We start from the raw sequence: 1,645 nt of genomic DNA on the forward strand, positions 1-1,645 counted from the left end.
GCCAGGGCGTTGTCGTAGCTGGAGCCGATTGCCCCGACCGAGGGCTGGATACCGGCTTCGGCCAGTCTTTCGGTCAACGCTATGGACGTGTATTGGCTGGATTCAATCGGTCGTCGCAACACCGGTTTGTTGCAGCGATTGTAGATACTCGTTGAAAGCTTCGGCAGGGGTTTTCCAACCGAGGGTTTTACGTGGTCTGGTGTTGAGGGTGTGAGCGACCGCTTGGATCTCTTCGGCATCCCATCGGGATAGGTCTGTTCCCTTCGGAAAGTACTGCCGCAGAATCCCATTGGTGTTCTCGTTCGAACCGCGCTGCCACGGACTCTTCGGATCGGCGAAGAAGACCTGGACACCGGTAGCGACGGTGAAACGGGCATGATCGGACAGCTCCTTGCCGCGGTCCCAGGTCAGTGATCGCCGCAATTGTTCGGGCAGCGTGGTAATCGTTCGCGCGAGAGCATCGGTCATCGTGACCGCGCCGTAGCCGGCGAGAGCCGGACCGTTCTTCGTTCGCGGCACGAGGCCATATCCCTGCTCTCTGGGCAGGTGGATCAACATTGTGAACCGGGTCGTGCGTTCAACGAGTGTTCCGACCGCAGACCGCTGCAACCCGATGATCAAATCACCTTCCCAATGCCCGGGAACCGCCCGATCGGCGACCTCCGGGGGACGTTCACTGATCAAGGTTTCGGGTGTGACGTGAGCCCACACTTTCTGTTTCGCCCGTGGCCGGGGAACACGCAGTGCCCGTCCCCGGCGCAGGCAGGCGACGAGTTCACGTTTGAGCGCGCCACGACTTTCGACGTAGAGCGCCTGGTAGATCGCTTCGTGGCTGATACGCATGGATTCATCATCGGGGAACTCGACCTCGAGGCGACGCGATATCTGTTCCGGACTCCACGCGGTGACCCACGCACGGTCACCTCGATGCGGTTTGTTCTTCCCCTTCCACTCCGGTGCGGCCGGGCCGGTGACCACTTTTCCGTCGGCGGTGCGGAGCACACCGGAGAGACGGTCCTGGACGTACTGACGGAGCCTGGCGTTGGTGACGAGCTTCGCGGTCTTCGGGCGCCTCGCCCGCCGCTGCGCGTGCCACTGAGCCGTCGACGCTTTGTAGTCCAGCCGATATGTGCGCGTGGACGCGTTGCGCCGCAGCTCGCGCGAAATCGTCGACGGGTCACGACCGAGCCGGCGCGCGATCTCGCGCACGCCCGCACCCTGAGCGCGCCACAACGCGATGTCCTCACGCTCGATCGACGACAGGTATCGACCCGAAACAGTCAGGGCCAGACGAGGATTCACGCCACCAGCATGGCGGAACCACCGAAATCCTACCGGCGAGGATACCCCTGCTTCCGCGGCAGCGTCCTCGGTCATCGCGCCACGTGCTATCGCCGCCCAGAACCGCACCCGATCCTCACGCCATGCCACCGTCGGTCGCCCCGGTGATGGAATCTGCCCCCGATACAACCGAACCTCACGCCACCGTTGCACAGCACCCACACAACACCTCCAAAATCAGGGTGTTGCGACGACCAGTTGAATCCAGCTTGCGCTCCCCTATCGGTGTGGTGGACCACGTCTTTGACGTTCCAGCCGGCTCGTTCGCGGGTCCAGATGGCGTGTTCGATCGCGTCCAGCACCA

Annotated in this window: 2 protein-coding genes; one reads left to right on the forward strand and one right to left on the reverse strand. The window is 62.9% G+C overall.

Annotated elements, in window-relative coordinates; genetic code table 11:
• Positions 1-102 precede the first annotated feature (102 nt).
• Positions 103-1,503 carry an IS30 family transposase gene (locus tag AB0F41_RS31570; protein ID WP_357430262.1) on the reverse strand — a complete coding sequence of 467 codons (1,401 nt, stop codon included), beginning with the start codon at positions 1,501-1,503 and terminating at the stop codon, positions 103-105.
• Here AB0F41_RS31570 and AB0F41_RS31575 point away from each other — a divergent pair.
• Positions 1,425-1,645 (forward strand): hypothetical protein (locus AB0F41_RS31575; protein ID WP_357430264.1); only part of this gene is annotated, 221 nt, incomplete at its 3' end. The two genes, AB0F41_RS31570 and AB0F41_RS31575, sit on opposite strands and share 79 nt — an antisense overlap.

This window comes from Nocardia sp. NPDC024068 (assembly GCF_040638875.1).
In the GTDB taxonomy this organism is placed as follows: Bacteria; Actinomycetota; Actinomycetes; order Mycobacteriales; family Mycobacteriaceae; genus Nocardia.